This window comes from Rhizobium sp. P1_B8 (genome assembly GCF_056406515.1).
Map to the genome: position 1 here is coordinate 38,423 of NZ_JBFTZZ010000008.1, position 18,107 is coordinate 56,529.

Annotated in this window: 17 protein-coding genes; 7 read left to right on the top strand and 10 right to left on the bottom strand. The window is 60.3% G+C overall.

The features are described from left to right. Positions 1 to 189: 189 nt before the first annotated feature. Both AC1D2N_RS12405 and AC1D2N_RS12410 read left to right on the top strand, forming a co-directional pair. On the top strand, positions 190 to 2,067 hold the full coding sequence (locus AC1D2N_RS12405; protein ID WP_018516818.1) for a HAMP domain-containing methyl-accepting chemotaxis protein: 1,878 nt from the start codon (positions 190 to 192) through the stop codon (positions 2,065 to 2,067). A gap of 178 nt (positions 2,068 to 2,245) precedes the next feature. Next, positions 2,246 to 2,635 (top strand): RidA family protein, encoded by a 390-nt coding sequence (locus AC1D2N_RS12410; RefSeq protein ID WP_018245570.1) that lies wholly within the window; start codon positions 2,246 to 2,248, stop codon positions 2,633 to 2,635. A gap of 122 nt (positions 2,636 to 2,757) precedes the next feature. On the opposite strand, the gene AC1D2N_RS12415 is transcribed toward AC1D2N_RS12410, so the two are convergent. The 6 genes from AC1D2N_RS12415 to AC1D2N_RS12440 form a co-directional block, all read right to left on the bottom strand. Further along, positions 2,758 to 3,339, bottom strand: coding sequence for an NAD(P)H-dependent oxidoreductase (locus AC1D2N_RS12415; RefSeq protein ID WP_018245571.1), 582 nt, complete (start codon positions 3,337 to 3,339; stop codon positions 2,758 to 2,760). Next, positions 3,336 to 4,745 carry an FAD-binding oxidoreductase gene (locus AC1D2N_RS12420; RefSeq protein WP_018444699.1) on the bottom strand — a complete coding sequence of 470 codons (1,410 nt, stop codon included), beginning with the start codon at positions 4,743 to 4,745 and terminating at the stop codon, positions 3,336 to 3,338. The genes AC1D2N_RS12415 and AC1D2N_RS12420 overlap by 4 nt, the downstream gene beginning before the upstream one ends. A 1-nt stretch (position 4,746) precedes the next feature. Then, on the bottom strand, positions 4,747 to 6,060 hold the full coding sequence (locus AC1D2N_RS12425) for a cytosine deaminase (protein ID WP_018516817.1): 1,314 nt from the start codon (positions 6,058 to 6,060) through the stop codon (positions 4,747 to 4,749). Next, a complete protein-coding gene (locus AC1D2N_RS12430; RefSeq protein ID WP_018516816.1) occupies positions 6,060 to 6,914 on the bottom strand; it encodes an ABC transporter permease in 855 nt (284 codons plus the stop codon). The genes AC1D2N_RS12425 and AC1D2N_RS12430 overlap by 1 nt, the downstream gene beginning before the upstream one ends. After that, on the bottom strand, positions 6,914 to 7,738 hold the full coding sequence (locus AC1D2N_RS12435; protein ID WP_018516815.1) for an ABC transporter ATP-binding protein: 825 nt from the start codon (positions 7,736 to 7,738) through the stop codon (positions 6,914 to 6,916). The genes AC1D2N_RS12430 and AC1D2N_RS12435 overlap by 1 nt, the downstream gene beginning before the upstream one ends. Positions 7,739 to 7,805: 67 nt before the next feature. Continuing rightward, positions 7,806 to 8,822 (bottom strand): ABC transporter substrate-binding protein, encoded by a 1,017-nt coding sequence (locus AC1D2N_RS12440; RefSeq protein ID WP_018516814.1) that lies wholly within the window; start codon positions 8,820 to 8,822, stop codon positions 7,806 to 7,808. 184 nt (positions 8,823 to 9,006) lie between these two features. On the opposite strand from AC1D2N_RS12440, the gene AC1D2N_RS12445 reads away from it, so the two are divergent. Next, positions 9,007 to 9,996, top strand: a complete 990-nt coding sequence (locus AC1D2N_RS12445; RefSeq protein ID WP_018516813.1) for a LysR family transcriptional regulator — start codon at positions 9,007 to 9,009, stop codon at positions 9,994 to 9,996. Here AC1D2N_RS12445 and AC1D2N_RS12450 read toward each other — a convergent pair. Continuing rightward, the gene (locus AC1D2N_RS12450) at positions 9,959 to 10,825 is read right to left on the bottom strand and encodes a creatininase family protein (RefSeq protein WP_020572897.1); all 867 of its coding nucleotides are present in this window, start codon (positions 10,823 to 10,825) and stop codon (positions 9,959 to 9,961) included. The two genes, AC1D2N_RS12445 and AC1D2N_RS12450, sit on opposite strands and share 38 nt — an antisense overlap. Before the next feature lie 9 nt (positions 10,826 to 10,834). On the opposite strand from AC1D2N_RS12450, the gene AC1D2N_RS12455 reads away from it, so the two are divergent. After that, complete coding sequence (locus tag AC1D2N_RS12455) at positions 10,835 to 11,026, top strand: hypothetical protein (protein WP_018516811.1); 192 nt, start codon at positions 10,835 to 10,837, stop codon at positions 11,024 to 11,026. 179 nt (positions 11,027 to 11,205) lie between these two features. Here the strand turns inward: AC1D2N_RS12455 and AC1D2N_RS12460 are convergent, their stop codons facing one another. Beyond that, positions 11,206 to 11,856 (bottom strand): GntR family transcriptional regulator, encoded by a 651-nt coding sequence (locus tag AC1D2N_RS12460; protein ID WP_026188687.1) that lies wholly within the window; start codon positions 11,854 to 11,856, stop codon positions 11,206 to 11,208. A 163-nt stretch (positions 11,857 to 12,019) separates the two neighbouring features. Here AC1D2N_RS12460 and AC1D2N_RS12465 point away from each other — a divergent pair, with 163 nt between their 5' ends. The 3 genes from AC1D2N_RS12465 to AC1D2N_RS12475 all read left to right on the top strand — a co-directional run bounded on the left by AC1D2N_RS12465 (position 12,020) and on the right by AC1D2N_RS12475 (position 16,364). Beyond that, complete coding sequence (locus tag AC1D2N_RS12465; protein ID WP_477981359.1) at positions 12,020 to 13,408, top strand: malonyl-CoA decarboxylase; 1,389 nt, start codon at positions 12,020 to 12,022, stop codon at positions 13,406 to 13,408. After that, positions 13,405 to 14,919 carry a malonate--CoA ligase gene (locus tag AC1D2N_RS12470; protein WP_018516809.1) on the top strand — a complete coding sequence of 505 codons (1,515 nt, stop codon included), beginning with the start codon at positions 13,405 to 13,407 and terminating at the stop codon, positions 14,917 to 14,919. The genes AC1D2N_RS12465 and AC1D2N_RS12470 overlap by 4 nt, the downstream gene beginning before the upstream one ends. 98 nt (positions 14,920 to 15,017) lie before the next feature. Beyond that, on the top strand, positions 15,018 to 16,364 hold the full coding sequence (locus AC1D2N_RS12475; protein WP_018245582.1) for an SLC13 family permease: 1,347 nt from the start codon (positions 15,018 to 15,020) through the stop codon (positions 16,362 to 16,364). Positions 16,365 to 16,542: 178 nt separating this feature from the next. Here AC1D2N_RS12475 and AC1D2N_RS12480 read toward each other — a convergent pair whose 3' ends face one another. After that, on the bottom strand, positions 16,543 to 17,112 hold the full coding sequence (locus AC1D2N_RS12480; RefSeq protein ID WP_018516808.1) for a nucleoside 2-deoxyribosyltransferase: 570 nt from the start codon (positions 17,110 to 17,112) through the stop codon (positions 16,543 to 16,545). Positions 17,113 to 17,400: 288 nt separating this feature from the next. Beyond that, a complete protein-coding gene (locus AC1D2N_RS12485) occupies positions 17,401 to 17,991 on the bottom strand; it encodes a TetR/AcrR family transcriptional regulator (protein ID WP_026188688.1) in 591 nt (196 codons plus the stop codon). Between the last annotated feature and the right edge of the window lie 116 nt (positions 17,992 to 18,107).

An 18,107-nucleotide genomic window follows, 5' to 3' on the forward strand; every position in this document is an offset into this window, starting at 1 on the left:
TATTTCCTTGGATTTCCAGGAACTTTAAGTCGCAGGGCGCTGAATTGATCGCGGAAGTATGGATCTGCTTAGAAGATCTGAGGAAATAAAGCGGGATCATTGTTTAGTTAACACTAAATTATTGAATCTGGCGCGAGATCTTGCATCAACCGGCACGCCGGTCGTCCCACTACCTTCGAGGAGACCCGCATGAAGCGCCCGAGTATCAAGCAAGCCCTGATCTTAAAGCTGTCGATCATCAGTCTGTTCATGGTTGGCCTGTCCTATGTCTCGCTGAGCACGATTTCCACACTTCGTGCCAATACTGAGCAGATCGGGACCTTCTGGATGCAGCGGCTTGTGACGGCTCGCGAGATCAAGGATGACTTCCTCGACCTGAAATTGGTCTATGCCCAGTATCTCCTGGAGGATACAGCGGAGGAGCGGAAGGTCGGACAGCAAAAAATCGATGCCGCCGGCACAGCGGTCGAGAAAGTTGTCAGCGAATACGAAAAGGGCGTGCGCACCGAGCGTGGGCGGGAACTGATCAATCAGATCAAGCCGGAACTCGCCAAATATCGCGCGCTGTCAGAGCAAATGATCGCGTTTGAAAATGACGGGAAGACGCCTGAAGCAATCCGCCTCTTCAAGGAAAATATGGAGCCGCAAGCCGAGTTGGTGAACAAGGCGGTGGCGGATCTGGTCGCTTTCATTCTCAGCCAGGCCGAAGGCTTTGTGACCGCAAGCGGTGATTCTGCGCAATCCGCTTTCATGCTGACGGCCGCGATCGCAGGGCTGGCCGTGCTTCTTGCCATTGCCGGCATCTTCTTTGCGATATCGGGCATCGCCAACCCGATCCGAAGCATCGCTTCCGCCATGAGGCGCTTGTCGGATGGCGATCTTGACAGTGATATTCCCTATGCCGGTCGCGCCGATGAAGTCGGCGAAATGGCCGGCGCGGTCGAAATCTTTCGCCAGAATGCCCTCAACGTCGTCAGGCTCGAGAAGGAAGCCGCCGAATCTCGCAGCGAGAGCGAGGCAGCGCGCGCCGCCGCCCAGCAGCGCGCCGAACGCGAGGCGGAACAATTGCGCTTCGCGACCACGACATTGGGCGGAGGCCTCCGGCGGCTTGCAGCAGGCGACATATCCTTCCAGCTTTCGGAGCAATTTGCGGCCGAATACGAAGCCTTGCGCGAAGACTTCAACGCTTCGCTCCGGCAATTGGGCGCGACGATCGGCGCAGTGCTCCAGACGGTACACAGCATAGACAACGGTACCGGGGAGATTGCATCGGCGGCGCAGGATCTTTCCAAGCGTACCGAGCAACAAGCAGCCTCTCTCGAGGAGACGGCCGCAGCGTTGGACCAGATCACGTCGAATGTGACGATGGCGACCAAACGCACCGACGAGGCACGCAATGTGGCCAAAGAAGCCGATATCAGCGCTCAGCGGTCGGCAACTGTGGTCTCGGAGGCGGAACAGGCCATGCGACGCATCGAGGAAAGTTCACAGCAGATTTCCAACATCATTAGTGCAATTGATGAGATCGCCTTCCAGACGAACCTCTTGGCGTTGAATGCCGGCGTTGAGGCTGCCCGTGCGGGTGAGGCGGGCAAAGGCTTTGCAGTGGTCGCCCAGGAAGTCCGTGAGCTTGCCCAGCGCGCCGCTCAAGCGGCCAAGGAGATCAAGGGCTTTATTCAAAAGTCATCAACTGACGTGGAAAATGGCGTGAAACTGGTTCTCGAAACCGGAACGTCGCTGAAGTCGATCGGTGAGTACGTCGTGCACATCAACCAACTCATGGATGCGATTGCCACATCGGCGCGTGAGCAGTCGACGGGACTTGCCGAAATCAACACGGCCGTCAATCAGATGGACCAGGCGACCCAGCAAAATGCAGCGATGGTCGAGCAGTCGACGGCTGCCGTTGCCTCATTGTCCTCCGAGGCAGGCCGCCTGCGGGATCTGGTCAACCAGTTTCAATTGGACGGCGATAAAGGCGCGGCGGACGGACAGCGCAGCGGACGGGCCTTCGAAGGCAACCGGCCGATCCACTTGGTCGCTCCGCGGCGCGTGACGCAAAGATGACGCGCGGCGGACGTCAGATCGGGTGCCGAAGATATTGAACTGGCCCCAAGACGGTCGTCGGCTCGATCCGACGATCGTCCTGCCTCTTGTCGCAAGACATTATGGGCGGCAGCGATATTCTCATATCCCGCTGCATCTTGTAGGGTCGGCATCTGCAGACCTACGGGAAAGTTCAGCGATGAAGAAGACCTTCAATCCGGCGTCGGTACGCCGGCCTTTTGGAAATTATAATCACGGCCTGCTCGTGCCCCCCGGCGCATCGCTTCTCGTCACCTCGGGCCAGCTTGGTATCGGCCTCGACGATGCTGTTCCGAGCGACATCACTGCTCAGGCGGAACTCTGCTTCGAGGCGATCAAGGCGATTCTGCAGGAGGCGGAGATGAGTTTTGCCGATGTTATCCGCATTTCGGGCTTCGTCACCCGCCGCGAGGATTTCCCGGCCTACATGGCAGTCCGGGATCGCTATACGCTCGATCCAAAGCCGGTTTCCACCTTGCTCGTCATCGGCGGCTTTACGCGCCCTGAGTTCCTCGTCGAGGTCGAGGTGACGGCCGCGAAAATCTTGTAGAGCATTTCCGTTTTTCCTTCGAAGCACGGAGATGCTCTACATCTTTGTTTTCACGCAATTCCCGGCAAGAGCGCTTCGCGCTTTGCCTGTCAAAACCGCGGCACTCTTTTGCTCGAATTGCTCTAGAATCGCTCCATCGCGTCTCCGACGCGGGTGAGGAATTTTGCCCGCGTCTCTGGCGTGCAATTGTTCATATCGTAATGAGCGAGGAACGTCACCGGCCTCACCGGATTGATCTGCGCTCTCAGCACGCGCTTGACGATTTTCTTCGGCGGGTTGCCGGCGGCGAAGGCGCGGAAGGGCGTCGCGCCGTAAGTCAGGACGGCTGCGAGCTTGCGGATGTGGCGCAGCCGCGATTCTACCTTGCCGTTGACCAATTGGAAGGAAACACCCGGTAGCCACACACGGTCGAAATATCCCTTCAGGATAGCCGGAAAGCCGAAGTTCCAGATCGGGGTGCAGATCACCAGCCCCTCGGCCGCTTTGAGCCGGTCGACATGGGGCGCCACCAGCTTCAGATTTTCCGGATAGTCGTGATAGACGAGCCGGTCGTGGCGCGAGAGCACCGGATCGAACTGCTCTTCATAGAGGTCGCAGGCGTCCACCATATGCCCGGCCTTCTCAAGGCTCTCGACGGTCTGCCGGTAAAGCGCCTTGCCGTAACTTTCCTCGACCGGGTGAGAGTGGAGGACGAGAACCCTCATGAAGCCTCCATCAGGGCCGCCAGGCCGGGGAAGAGATAGTTCTTGCCGGCGTTGAAATCGAAATTGGGATTTTCCCACGCAATCATCTTGCCGGGATTGAGCAGGCCCTTCGGATCGGTTTCCTGCTTGAAGGCAAGCTGAACAGCGTCGGTGCGCTTCATGCCGCCTTCTTCAAGCGTATAGCGGTGCGGGTTGAAGATCGGGCATCCATTGTCCTGGTGGATCTTGATGATCTCTTCCAGCCGCTCTTCGGTGGTATAGCGGACCAGCGGCAGGCCGGAGCACTGGATCTGGCCGTCAAACTTGATGAATTCGAGATGCCCCGGCACTTCGTCACCGAAAATTTCGACCATCTTCCGCACCTTGGCGACATGGTCCGGGCCTGGATATTGCACCTGCAGATAGGTGAAGCTCGGGTCGACCTTCAGCGCACGCAATGTCGTGTGGTTCCAGGCAAGCTCATAGGCATGCGGAATGCCGCGCATGCTTTCCACTTTGTCGGAGCGGAACATGATCTCGCCCTTCTGCGCCGCCGTGAAGGCAAGAAAGGCATCCATGGAGTGCGGCGCAATCATCAGCACGACGATCGACTGGCCCTGACGGATGTAAGGCTTGTGGCGGGTGAAATAATCGTGAGGAATGGGAGCCGCGATCGGTGCGATCTCCTTGACGAGGATGCCGTTGCATTTCGCCAGCGCGTCGGAGAAGCGCACCGCTTCCATGAAGTCGTCATAGCCGACGAGCACATCGACCCAGTCATATGCAGGTGCCAGCGGCATCTCGATCTCGGTGATGATGCCGTTCGTGCCGTAGGCATGGCTCACTTTCTGGAGATCCCAGCCGGTGAGATCAAGGACGCGCGGTTCGGCCTCCATGGTGACGACGCGGAGCCGCAATATATTGCCGAGGTCACGCAAGCCGCCCCAGGTGATCGAGCCGACACCGCCGGAACCGCCGGCGATGAAACCGCCGACCGTCGCCGTCTGGGCGGTGGAGGGGTGGAAACGCAGCTCCTGGCCGGAATGGGCCTTGGTTTGCTTGTCGAGTTGGGCAAGCACGATGCCGGGTTCGCAGATGACGCGGCCGGGATGGATCTCCTTGATCTTGTCCATGGCGGCAAGGTTCAGCACGATGCCGCCGGAAAGTGGCATGGCCTGGCCGTAATTGCCGGTGCCGGCGCCGCGCGGCGTGACCGGCACGCCATGGGCATAGGCGACCTTCAGCGTCCGGATGACCTCTTCCTCGGTCTTCGGCGTGACGACGATATCGGCCGTCACATTGTCGAGCTGGGCTTTGAGGACAGGCGAATACCAATAGAAATCCCGGCTCTTCTGGCGAACCAGCGCGGGATTGTCCTCGACGGCGATGCCATCAAGTTCTTTTTTGATCTTCTGATAATCGGCCATGTCAGGCTCCAACGACGTTATCGAGTTCACGGTAATCCGGCAGGCTGCGGTCGATCACCTTGCCGCGGCGAAGCACGACGCGGTCAGACTGCGGACGGGACAGGAATTCACTCCAGCGCCGCGCGCTGAAGAGCACGAGATCGGCCGGATCGCCGGCGGCGATACGGCCCTTGTCCGACCGTCCGACGATGGCGGCGGGCGAGGTGGTGACGACGCGGGCGGCGGTATCGAGCGGATGGTCGAGATGCAGGATCCGCACGGCCTCACGGAAGACCTCCACTGGATCGAGATCACCATAAGCATAGAAGGGGTCACGCGTATTGTCGGATGCGACAGCGGTCGCGACGCCGGCGGCCGCAAGTTCCTTGAACAGCGTGACGCCGCGCCAGCGCGGGGTGCGGCCGGGATAGCGATCCTGTAGATACATGTTGCACATCGGCAGTGCGATGACCGCGATACCTGCCTTGGCGACCAACGCGACGGTGCGCGCGGCGGTGTCTTCATCCTGGCGGGCGAGCGAGCAGCAATGGCCGGCGGTCACCTTGCCCTCGAACCCGTTGCGCAGCACGGCCTCGGCAATTGCTTTCAGCGTCTCGGCGCCGCGATCATCCGTCTCGTCCACATGCAGATCGACATCCAGGCCATGCTCCGCGGCAGTCCTGAAGAGCGTGTCGAGCTGCCAGACGAGCTCCGGCCCCATCCGGGTGACGCCGCCAAGCAGGCCGCCGCTCTGTCTGACCGTTGTGACGAGATCGGCAAAGAAGATGCTGTCTGCCATGGCATCCAGCGGGAAGAGGGCGACCGCCTGCAGTGCAATCCTGTCTCTCCAGGCATCCCGGGTTTCGGCAAAAACCTCGAAGGAGATGCGATGCTGGGGCGCAAGCGAATCCAGGTGCGTGCGGATCAGGCTGGTGCCATGGGCATAGGCGGAGCGGAGCGAGAATTCCATGCGCCGTTTGACGTCTGCGGCCGACCAGTTGGCTTCCCGGTCGGCCCTGACGGCATCGAGCGCGCCCACGAAGCTGCCGTCGGGGTTGGCCTGGCGCGGCCAGATATGGCCTTTGTCGAGATGAGTATGGATATCGGCAAAACACGGCCAGACCATGCCGTCCTTGAGATCGATCCTGGCATAATCGGCGGGTGCGGCGCCGGCCGGCCGGATGGCTGCAATCATGCCGTCGCTGATGACGATATCGACCGTGGCCAGTCCCTCGGTGATTGGCACGTCGACATGCTCGAGGGTGACGGCGGGCACTGTCGCATTGCTCAGCACGAAGCGGGCCGCATTTGGCGGGGATATGAAGGAATAAGTCATCAGTTTTCCCGTTTGATGCTGCTTTCATGCCAGCGGTGAAGGCTCAGCCAGGCAATGAGGGTGGTGAGGCCGAAGATCGCTACCCCAAGCATGGAGAGCATCAACAGCGCTGCGAATAGGCGCGGGATGTTCATCCGGTACTGCGCTTCGAGCAGGCGGAAGGCGAGGCCGGAGCCGGCACCGGCCGAGCCTGCAGCAAATTCAGCGACGACGGCGGCGATCAGCGCGAGCCCGCCGCCGATGCGAAGACCGGTCATGAAATAGGGCTGGGCGGCCGGGATCTTCAGATGGATCAACGTCTGCCAGCGCGAGGCGCCATAGAGTTCGAAGAGGTTGATGAGGTTATGGTCGACACTCTTCAGGCCCTGCACCATGTTCGACAGGATCGGGAAAAACGCGACGAGGAAGGCGCAGATGAGGAGCGCGACCTGCGTGGAGGGAGCGTAGATCAGGATCAGCGGCGAGATCGCCACGATCGGCGTCACCTGCAGGATAACGGCGAGCGGATAGAAGGCGATCTCGATCCAGCGCGATTGCACCAGGAAGATCGCAAAACCCACGCCGCCGACAAGCGCCAGCATCAGCGAGATGAAGGTGATCTTGGTCGTGACCCAGAGGGCTGGAGCCAGCGTGCCCCAATCATTGACAAAGGCCGCGGCCACCGCGCCGGGGCCGGGGAGGATGTATGGCGGAACGCCCGAGAGCACCACGTAAAGCTCCCAGACGATGACGAGCACGGTGATGACGAGGAGAGGCACGGCGATGCGTAGCGCCAGCTCACGCCGCCGGGCATTCGCCGGTTGCGAGGCGGGCGGGGATACGGCTCCGGCGGTTTCGATGCTTTCGACGCTCATCAGTGCTCCTCCGATCCGCCCATCGCCTCGATCAGCGAACGGGACGCCTTTTCGCAGGCCTGCCGATATTGTTCGGAGGTTCGATAATGCGAATCCCGCTCGAGGCTGGTGGTCAGCGGAAAATCGGCATACACGCGGCCGGGCCTTGCCTTCATCACCACGATCCGGTTCGAGAGATAAGCGGATTCGAAGACCGAATGCGTCACGAAGATCACCGTAATCCCGGTCGTCTTCCATAGCCGCAGCACATCGTCGTTGAGCCTTTGGCGCGTGATCTCGTCGAGCGCGGCGAAAGGCTCATCCATCAACAGCAGCTTCGGCTTGGTCACCAGCGCCCGAGCGATCGATACGCGCATCTTCATGCCGCCGGAGAGTTCGCGCGGATAGGCATCGGCGAAATCCTGAAGACTGACGGTCGCCAGCGCTTCCGTGATCCGGTCGCGGGCTTCCGCCTTGGAGATCCCGCGGAGTTTCAGCGGCAGGTAGACGTTGCCGAAAACGGTCTTCCACGGCATCAGCGTCGGCTCCTGGAAGACGAAGCCGATATCGCCTTCAGGCAGGCCCTTGGAATTGATGCGTGAACTTGGCCAGTCGATCTTGCCCGCGGTGATGTCGCCAAGGCCTGCGATGATGCGCAGCGCCGTGGACTTGCCGCAGCCGGAAGGTCCAAGCAGGCTAATGAATTCGCCGCTTTCGACGGTCAGCGACATGCCCGAAAGTGCTGTGGTGCCGCTGGAAAAGACCTTTGACACCGACTGCATGACGACCAGCGGCCGCTTTCTCGCTTCCTTGGAAGGCGCCGCCTTGGTTTCGGCTAGGGACATTTTCTCACTCATTTATCGAAGGAGTGCGGTCCGCCGCCAGACGAGCGGCGGACCTGGCCTGGGAGGCTTATTTCTTCAGCGCAATTCCGGTGCCCTTGCATACGAACTTCGTCGTGAAGGCCTTGGTATAGTCGGTGTCGGTCTTGAAGACCTTGATGGCAGTCATCTCGTCGAAGAACTTCTTGTAATGGGCGTCGGTGATGCAGCCGATGCCCTTGTCGAGGCTGTCGCCGGATTCGATGATGCCGTATTCCTTCATCTTGGCGATCGAGTAGGCGAGCTGGCCATCCGTCATTTCAGGATTATCCTTCTTGATCAGCTCGTTCGCCTTGCTGTTGTCGCCATGGAGGTAGTTGTACCAGCCCTCGATCGAGGCATCGACGAAGCGCTGCACGACATCGGACTTGCTGTCGATCATCGCCTGTGTTGTCGTGATCATCGTCGAATAGGGCGAGTAGCCGTTGTCGGCGAGCAGGAAGACCTTCGGCTCGAAGCCTGCCTGCTTCTGGATCTCGTAAGGTTCGGAGGTCAGGTACCCCTGCTGGGCAGAGTCCTTGTCTGCGAGGAAGGGGGCGGGACTGAAGTTATAGGGCTTGTACTGCTCGTCCTTGAAACCTTTGAAGTTTGCCTTCATCCATTCGAAATAGGTGAGGTAGCCGTCCTTGCTGAGGAACAGCGTTTTCAGCTTGGCGAGATCCTCGAACTTGTCGACGCCATTGTCCGGATGGGCGATCAGCACCTGCGGATCCTTTTGGAAGATCGCGGCGACATCGACCAGCGGAATGCCCTGTTCGACGGCGGATATTTCGCCCTGAGGGCCGCCCATGTAGAAATCGAGCTTGCCGGAGATCAGCAGCGCGCTGTTTGCAGCATTCGGGCCGCCCTGGACGATGGTGACGTCGAGGCCGTATTTTGCATAGGTGCCGTCGGCAACGGCTTGGTAGAACCCGCCATGTTCCGCCTGGGCAAGCCAGTTCGTCCCGTAGCTCACCTTGTCGAGGGCAAGCGCCGGCGAGGCGGCGGCAAGCATCGAAGCGAGGCCGAGGCAGCTCAGGAATTGCGTCTTCATCAGTGCTGTCAACATGGTCGGCAGTTCCCCTTTTGTGGTCGAGGGACGCCTTGCTCGGCTCCCTTTTGAGGGAATTTGAGCCATTGCCATGCGCTTTGAAAAGCATCAAAATTCGTGCGCATTGATGCCTTTTCGGCATCTCTGGGAAAGCTGAAGATAATTTGTGCGTCCTGCGCAAAATTTATGCATTGGAGAGATCATGTTGCACTCCAGACGCCTTCTTTACATCAACGAGATCGCTCGTTGCGGTTCGATCCGCAAGGCGGCCGCGCGCCTCAACGTGGCGTCTTCGGCGGTCAACAGGCAGATTTTGGCGCTGGAGGAGGAGATCGGGGCGCCGCTTTTCGAGCGGCTGCCGCGTGGCTTGCGGCTGACGGCTGCCGGCGAACTCTGCATCGAGCATATCCGGGACGTGCTGAAGAATTACGAGCGCCTGGAGGGGCGCATCCGCAGCCTCAAGATGCAGCAGGCGGGAAAGGTGCGCATGGTGACGACCGTTGGGCTTGCCGCCGGGCCGCTGCCCGAAATCATCGCGCGCTTTCTTTCAGAACATCCGCGCGTCTTCGTCCAGCTGCGCAACGATACCGGCGGCACGACGGCCAGCCCCGTTGTATCAGGCGAAGTGGATATCGGTCTCGGCTTCAACATCCCCGCCACGCCGGGCATCCGCACGCTTGGAAATTTCGATATCCCGATCGGTGTCGTGCTGCCGCCGGGGCATCACCTGATCGGTCCCGGACCGATCAACCTCGCCGATGTCACCCAGGAAAAACTGGTTCTGGCGCAGCCGGGCACCAGCCTGCGCGAGGTGATCAACCTTGCTTTTGCGCGCCTGCCCATCCCGGTCGAGCCGGTGCTGGAAACCAATGCATCGGAGATGCTGAAACAGCTCGTCAAATGCGGCACGGGGCTGACGCTGCTCAATCCGCTCGACGTCATCACCGAATGCCGGCGCGGTGAACTGGTCTTCCGGCCGATCGCCGAGCCGCATGCGCGTTACCAGCAGATGAAGCTGTTTGCCCGCGCCCGCGCGCCCCTCGACGCGGCCACCAGCCTTTTCGTCGAATATCTGCTCGCCGAACTGCTCGGCCTGGTGCAGGAATTGCAGGCCAAGGGTCATATCCCACCGGATGTGAAACCCGCGGCTGAGCCTATTTCACATAGAGATTCGAAAGCGGATAGGCCTTGAGATCCTGGAGCAGCTCGACAAACCCCTTGACCTGATGGCGGCAGATCGCCTCGCCCTTTTCGGCTTTGGCGATCGAGGCATCGCCGACAACGCCGAAGGGATTGAGGTCATGCGCGATCCAGGCCAGCGAATGCGGCGGCAGAGGCTGAAGAAATTTGGATTGCTCCCGCATCCCTTCGGCCTTCGAGGTAAAATTTTGGGCCTTGTCCATGCGCACCAGTTCGGGGCGGAAGTGCAGCATCAACGACGTCTCGACATCGCCGCCGTGGATGCCGTATTTGCTCTCGTGATCGCTGACCATACCTTCCGGATGACCGAAACGGCCCCATTGGGTAGAGACCACCGCCATTTGATGGCGCACGCGCAGTTCGCGCGCGACGATGCTCATGATGTCGACATTGCCGCCGTGGGAATTGACGATCACCATCTTCCGCAGCCCGGCTTCGGCAACCTTCGCACCAATCGCCGTCCAGACGGGGATGAGCAGCTCGGCACTGAGCGACAGCGTGCCGGGGCCGTAGATGTGTTCGTTGGCCTTGCCGATCTCCTGTGTCGGAAGCACCAGGATATCCAGATCCTCCGGCCGCTGCCTCTTCAGCTCCGCCAGCATGCCGGTCGCGATGGCGACATCCGTTGCGATCGGCAGATGCGGGCCGTGCTGTTCCGTCGAGGCGATAGGCAGAACGGCAATCGTGGTCTCGGGGGAGAGGCCGGCAAAATCGTATGTATTGAGCTCGTTCCAGTAAAACGGCGTAGCCATGCGGTCTTCCCTTTTCGTCACCTGCTTCGATAGGGAGTAGGGAATAAAGATAAGCCGGAAAAGCATCATTTTTTGCGCATGGCGCTGCTTTTTTTCGTACGCATCAGCGGGCGTGACTCCTCCGGCGTAGGCACGGTCGGCAACCGCATCGACGAGACGCTGCGCCGACGCTTCCGCATCCAAGGCAACTTCATTGAATATGTGGCTCGCAGCCTCGACGTCGATACGCCAGACGATATCGTGGCCGCCGGTGGCGCAATGAAGAACTAACTCGCGGGATGGCAGCGAGATGGTTCGCCCTATCTGATGACCGTTGCATTCGATCTGGAAGCACCACGCCTAGAGCGCCGCGCGTCTTTCAGACGCGTTAAGGGCGCTCTATCTCTTTGAATTTGCGCATAATCCTCTCCGAAATTCGGTTCCGATTTTCGGGGTTATGCGCTTGAGTCTTATCTGGCCGCCATGCTCGCGACCAGATCGCTGAACCTCTCGCCCTGAATGCCGACGTGCCCCCGCAGCAGCCGGCGGGCCTCATCTCCATCTCCGGCAAAGATCGCATCGACGATGGCGCAATGCTCCAAGAAGGACGTCGACAGGCGGTTGCGCACGCGCAGTTGGAGGCGGCGATAAGGCCGCAGGCGCCGATGCAATTGCAGACATTGCTGCTCAAGGAAATCGCTTCGGCCGGCGGCGTAGATGGCCTTATGGAACTCCTCATTGTCGTAATAATAGGCATCACTGTCACCGGCAGCGGCTGATTGCTCACAGCGGCCGTGGGTGGCCGTGATCGCTTCTCGAGAGGTCTTGTCCAGCCGCCGTGCGGCGAGCGACCCGGCCAGGCCCTCCAGTTCCGCCATAACTTCGAACATCTCATAGACGCGGTGCGGCCCCGGATCGATGACAACAGCACCTCTGCGCGGTCGAATTTCGATGAGACCAATGGCATCGAGCTGCATCAGCGCCTCGCGCACCGGCGTGCGGGAGACCCCGAAACGCGTCGCAAGCACCGTTTCGTCGAGCCGCTCACCGGGAGAGAACTCGTTGGAAAGAATTGAATTTTCAATCTCATCCCGAAGCCATCGGCCGACATTCTCGGACATTCGTTTCACTTTCCTCATACACAAATGCTATTCTTGTATACACGATTGTTGACCTCGTGTACGAAGAGTGGCATTCTACATACTACCGGTGAAACCCGAGGATGGGAAGCAGCCGTCAAAAAGGTCCGCACCTGGCTGGCCGGCGGAAGAGAGGAGAAATGGCATGTCTGAGGCTTCCTTCTTCACCGACATGCTGCAGAGCATCACGGATCGCGGACGCCAGCTCCTGTTTTCCGGCGCGCGCGCCACGCAGGTCGCAGCCAAGGTCGATCTCCAGACACTCTGTGAAATGCTGCTGTCGAGCCGGGGCGAGGCCTCGGGCATGGCGCTTGCCGCCGAGATACTCGATCGCTGGGGCGCACTCGAGAGCGAGGGCGCGCAGAAATTCCTGCTTATGCTGCATGAAAAGTTCGGGCCCGACACGACCAAGCTCGACCAGGCAATTGAAAATTACCGCGCTGACAGAAGCTCTGCCGCGATCATTGCTCTCCATCAGGCAGCCGAGCCGCGGCGACAGGAGCTTTTGCGCCGATTGAACCACGCGCCGAACGGCACCGCCAAGCTGGTCCGGATGCGTCAGCAGCTGCTTGCTTCCAAAGACCAATCCGCAGGTTATCACGCGCTTGACGCCGACTTCACCCATCTGTTCGGCTCCTGGTTCAATCGCGGCTTCCTGACGCTGCGCCCGATCGACTGGACGACACCGGCTTACATCCTTGAAAAGATCATCAAATACGAGGCCGTGCACGAGATCGCCGGCTGGGAGGAGTTGCGCAGGCGGTTGGCGCCGGCCGACCGCCGATGCTTTGCCTTCTTCCACCCCCGACTGGCCGACGAGCCGCTCGTGTTCGTCGAGGTGGCGCTGACAAGATCGGTGCCGAGGGCGATCGGGGATGTGCTCGACGAGGGCAGGGAGCAGATCAATGCCGACGAGGCAACGACGGCTGTCTTCTATTCGATCTCCAACTGCCAGGATGGCTTGCGCGGAATCTCGTTCGGCAACTTCCTGATCAAGCAGGTCGTCGAAGACCTGCGCAGAGACCTGCCCGGTCTGAAGAATTTCGTCACGCTGTCGCCCGTCCCGGGCTTTGCCCGCTGGCTTGCCAAGGCGCGCCCGGAAACGCTGACGGCGCTGGACGATCCGAACTGGCCCGACGACAAGAAGACGGCGACCGAAGTGGAGCGCGTGCTGCTGCCTCTTGCGGCGCGCTATTTCCTGGTCGAACGGACGCCGGAGGGCCGCCCCGTCGATCCTGTCGCCCGCTTCCATCTCGGCAACGGCGCTCGACTTGAAAGACTGAATTTTCTTGGCGACCACTCGACCAAGGCGATGCAGCAGGCACACGGCCTGATGGTCAACTATCTCTACAAGCTCGACGACATCGTGGCCAACCACGAGGCTCTGGCGCAGCGCGGCGAGGTGATTGCCTCGCCTGCTGTCAAAAGCCTGCTCAACCAGAACGACGAAAGCCGCAGCGGCGGCAATGGCCAGCAAGGCTTCCGGCCATTCGCACAGATAGTGAATTCAACACTTGGAGGAGGGCGAAAGTGAGCAACCATCTTTTCGACGCCATGCGGGCCGCCGCGCCCGGTAACGCACCATTCATCCGGATCGATAACACGCGCACATGGACCTATGACGACGCCTTCGCTCTTTCCGGCCGCATTGCCGGCGCGATGGACACGCTCGGCATTCGCCCCGGCGACCGCGTTGCGGTGCAGGTCGAGAAAAGTGCCGAGGCATTGATCCTCTATCTCGCCTGTCTTCGAAGCGGCGCCGTCTACCTGCCGCTCAACACCGCCTATACGCTGGCTGAGCTCGATTACTTTATCGGCGATGCGGAGCCGCGTTTGGTGGTTGTTGCGTCGGCTGCTCGAGCGGGCGTGGAGACAATCGCCAAGCCCCACGGTGCGATCATCGAAACGCTCGATGCTGATGGCAGTGGCTCGTTGCTGGATCTCGCCCGCGATGAGCCGGCCGACTTTGTCGATGCCTCGCGCTCCGCCGATGATCTGGCGGCGATCCTCTACACGTCCGGAACGACGGGACGCTCCAAGGGGGCGATGCTCACGCATGGGAACCTGCTCTCGAACGCCCTGACCTTGCGAGATTTTTGGCGCGTCACCGCCGGCGATCGACTGATCCATGCCTTGCCGATCTTCCACACGCATGGACTGTTCGTCGCCACGAACGTCACACTGCTCGCCGGCGCCTCGATGTTCCTGCTGTCGAAGTTCGACCCGGAGGAGATCCTGTCGCTGATGCCGGAGGCAACGATGCTGATGGGCGTGCCGACCTTCTACGTGCGCCTCCTGCAGAGCCCGCGCCTCGACAAGCAAGCGGTCGCCAACATCCGCCTCTTCATTTCCGGTTCGGCTCCACTGCTTGCAGAAACACATACCGAGTTCCAGGCACGTACCGGTCACGCCATTCTCGAGCGCTACGGCATGACGGAAACCAATATGAACACGTCCAACCCTTATGAGGGGAAACGGATTGCCGGAACGGTCGGCTTCCCGCTGCCTGATGTGACGGTGCGCGTCACCGATCCCGCCACCGGGCTCGCGCTGCCGCCCGAACAAACCGGCATGATCGAGATTAAGGGGCCGAACGTTTTCAAGGGCTATTGGCGCATGCCCGAAAAAACCGCGGCCGAATTCACCGCCGACGGTTTCTTCATCAGCGGCGATCTCGGCAAGATCGACCGCGACGGTTATGTCCACATCGTCGGCCGCGGCAAGGATCTGGTGATTTCCGGTGGATACAACATCTATCCGAAAGAGATTGAGGGCGAGATCGACCAGATCGAGGGTGTAGTTGAGAGCGCTGTGATCGGTGTGCCGCATCCCGATTTCGGAGAAGGCGTAACGGCCGTCGTCGTGCGCAAGCCCGGCGCTGCCCTCGATGAAAAGGCCATCGTCAGCGCCCTCCAGGACCGGCTCGCGCGCTACAAACAACCCAAGCGCATCATCTTTGCCGAAGACTTGCCGCGCAACACGATGGGTAAGGTTCAGAAAAACATCCTGCGGCAGCAATACGCCGATCTTTATACCAGGATGTAAGGCGACCGCGCTCTCTGGGAGGAGGAGAGTGCGTCGACATCCCGCATCAATCTTGAAAACAGCAACTGCGACGCGGAGGCGTCGGAGGGAGGGGAATCATGGGTATTGAATTACTGTCCATAGGCCTGCTGATCGCCATGTTCATCATTGCGACGATCCAGCCAATCAACATGGGTGCGCTCGCTTTTGCCGGCGCCTTCGTGCTCGGCTCCATGATCATCGGGATGAAAACCAACGATATATTTGCCGGCTTTCCGAGTGATCTGTTCCTGACGCTCGTCGCCGTCACCTACCTCTTCGCCATAGCGCAGATCAACGGCACGATCGACTGGCTCGTCGAATGTGCGGTCCGCCTGGTGCGTGGGCGGATCGGCTTGATTCCCTGGGTGATGTTCCTTGTCGCCGCCATCATTACTGGCTTCGGTGCACTTGGGCCTGCTGCGGTCGCCATTCTCGCACCCGTCGCGTTGAGCTTTGCCGTGCAGTACCGCATTCATCCGGTGATGATGGGTCTGATGGTGATCCACGGCGCGCAGGCAGGCGGCTTCTCGCCGATCAGCATCTATGGCGGAATCACCAACCAGATCGTTGCGAAGGCCGGCTTGCCTTTCGCTCCGACCTCGCTGTTTCTTTCCAGCTTCTTCTTTAACCTGGCAATCGCGGTGCTGGTCTTCTTCGTTTTCGGCGGCGCGAGGGTGATGAAGCACGATCCCGCATCACTTGGCCCCTTGCCCGAACTCCATCCCGAGGGCGTATCGGCGTCGATCAGAGGCCACGGCGGCACGCCTGCAAAACCGATCAGAGAGCATGCCTATGGTACGGCGGCCGATACCGCGACGACGTTGCGTCTGAACAATGAGAGAATTACCACCTTGATCGGCCTGACGGCGCTCGGCATCGGCGCCCTGGTTTTCAAGTTCAATGTTGGCCTCGTCGCCATGACCGTCGCCGTCGTCCTCGCGCTGCTGTCACCGAAGACCCAGAAGGCCGCAATCGACAAGGTCAGTTGGTCGACCGTGCTGCTGATTGCCGGCATCATCACCTATGTCGGCGTCATGGAAAAGGCCGGTACGGTCGACTACGTGGCGAATGGCATATCCAGTCTCGGCATGCCGCTGCTGGTAGCGCTCCTGCTTTGCTTTACGGGCGCCATCGTCTCGGCCTTTGCTTCCTCGACCGCGCTGCTCGGCGCGATCATCCCGCTTGCCGTTCCGTTCCTCCTGCAAGGGCACATCAGCGCCATCGGTGTGGTCGCGGCGATCGCCATCTCGACGACGATCGTCGACACCAGCCCATTCTCCACCAACGGCGCCCTTGTCGTCGCCAATGCGCCGGACGACAGCCGTGAGCAGGTGTTGCGACAGCTACTGATCTACAGCGCCTTGATCGCTATCATCGGTCCGATCGTTGCCTGGTTGGTGTTCGTCGTGCCCGGGCTGGTTTGACGACGGGCTGCTCCCAGCGAAAAGTGTGCCGAGCCCTGTTCGGCACACTTGGAGACCGTGGATGTCCCCGATCACGGAAACGGGGAAAAACGTTTTCAAGGGAGAGCGATCCCTTCTGCCGGCGTGAAGCGGGCGGCCAGCTCATGCCAACTAGAGGGACGTCTTATCATTCGGCGCCTTAGCGCAGTTTCTCAACGGCGACGGCAAGACACGCCTTGAACGCCGTGAGATCCGTATAGAGCGCATCCCGCGCCGCGTCTCCGATGATGAGGACGCCACCGCGCCGCTCAATCCCGGCGTGCAGCATCAGATTGTCGGCCAGGCCGAAATCCTCGATCGCAATTCCATTCGGGTCCCGCAGTCGACCTTCAGCATCATAGGCGACGGCCCCGCCATAAAGATCGCTCACCCGCCCGCTGTGATCGCGGGCCACATTCGTATAGGCGAACACAGGCTTACCGCTTGCGCACATAAAGCCGAGTTCGAAGGCCGTCCCTGTATCCGCGGCAATGCCACGAAAGGGCGTCAGATTGGCGATGATCGCGTCAGCCTCAATCATCATCTTCTCGTCCACCGCGTTTATCGCAGCCGCCCGCTCTCGCTTCGAGTTCGTGTGCGGGATTTCCAGATCGCCGGGCGAGAGGGGGATAAGTCCCGCCTCACGGGCAAGTGCCGCCTTGCGGTCGAGCATTTCACGGGCGTTGGGAAGGAAGACCTCCGGACCGGCGAGATAAACTTTTTTTGTCATAGAATCGCACCTAAAAGGGATGGGCTTGGCATCAAAATACCTCCCTCGCTCTACAGCGAAGTAGGATCACAATCCAGTGGGCGAAACCGCCCATGCCGCAGCGCGTATCTGCACGCGTAGAGATCACGCCGCCGTGCTGCAGATTGTAAGTGCAGCATAGGCAACGCGGTGCCATCGCCACGTCAGGCCTGCTCGTGCTCGATGTCGATGTTGGCGGCGCGGCCCCGCTCGACGTCAACACGGTGCGCAATGAACTGCCCGCGGCGACTGAGCGGGGAATCAAACACCTCATTCCTGTCTGCGTAGGCTCCCCAACATAGCCTTGAACCCCGCGACCGCCCGCTTCGAAACCGCCTCCGGATTCTCCGCATTGGCGATCCACAGCGCCATATGGCTGCTGGCGCCGTTGATGAGGCGAGCGGCGGTTTCGGTGTCGATGTCGATGATCTCGCCATCGGCCTTGAGACGGTCGAGGCTGCGAGAGAGGGCGGCGATACAGCCGGGGGTGTTCTGCCATTGCGAGATATCGCCGAGTACGGCAGGGCCATCGCGAAACATGATGCGCTGGATTTCGGGCTCAAGTGCCATTTCGATATAGGCGGAGCACTCATCGACAAAGCCCTGCCAGCGCGTGGGAGCGGCGGCCGAGACCTCATTCAGCCGTTCAGTCATTTCCGCGTCGATTTCCATGATGACGGCCTGGAGCAGGCCCCTCTTGTCACCGAAATGGTGATACAGGGCCCCGCGCGTCAGTCCCGCTTCGCCGGTGAAATCGTCCATCGAAGCTTCCGCGTAGCCGATCGTGCCAAAGGCGCGCCGCCCCGCTGCGATAAGTTTGCCGCGGGTCTCTGCGATCATCTCCTGGCGCGGTTTGCGCATGGCTACTCCTTTGACATACGCCGCGTATCTTTTTCATTGACATACGGGACGTATGCATTATCTAGACACATACGCTTCGTATATAAGTGTTCTATCCGATAGCTGGAAGGATCGTC